Origin of the sequence: Adlercreutzia sp. DFI.6.23 (assembly GCF_024462535.1) — a bacterium.
Taxonomy (GTDB): domain Bacteria; phylum Actinomycetota; class Coriobacteriia; order Coriobacteriales; family Eggerthellaceae; genus Adlercreutzia; species Adlercreutzia rubneri.
Genome location: NZ_JANGBP010000642.1, coordinates 1 through 295 on the forward strand (window position 1 = coordinate 1; position 295 = coordinate 295).

Annotated in this window: 1 protein-coding gene; it reads right to left on the reverse strand. The window is 32.5% G+C overall.

Annotation, left to right across the window (positions count from 1 at the left end; genetic code table 11):
- Positions 1 to 295 (reverse strand): hypothetical protein (locus NE591_RS14890; protein WP_256157061.1); only part of this gene is annotated, 295 nt, incomplete at both ends.

The window sequence follows — 295 nt, forward strand, 5'->3', positions numbered from 1 at the left end:
TATGCTCTTTTTTACTAAGAAGCAATTCAACCGCAAGAAAAAGGCTCGTATAAGTTGCATATTCTGCAGGCTCATTAAAGATAGATCTTGGACGAATTACCATGTTACTTCCCATCACAGTCTCATTAAAAAGCTCTAATTCATCTCTCATTACAGGAACTCCCGGAAGTGTGCCTGGTATATAAATATGAAATATAGTTACGCCCATTATTTGAATAAAAAGAAAAAAAGTAGCTACAATTGATACGACTTTAAGTACTTTGTATCCAATATCAATATCATAAAATGATTTAAC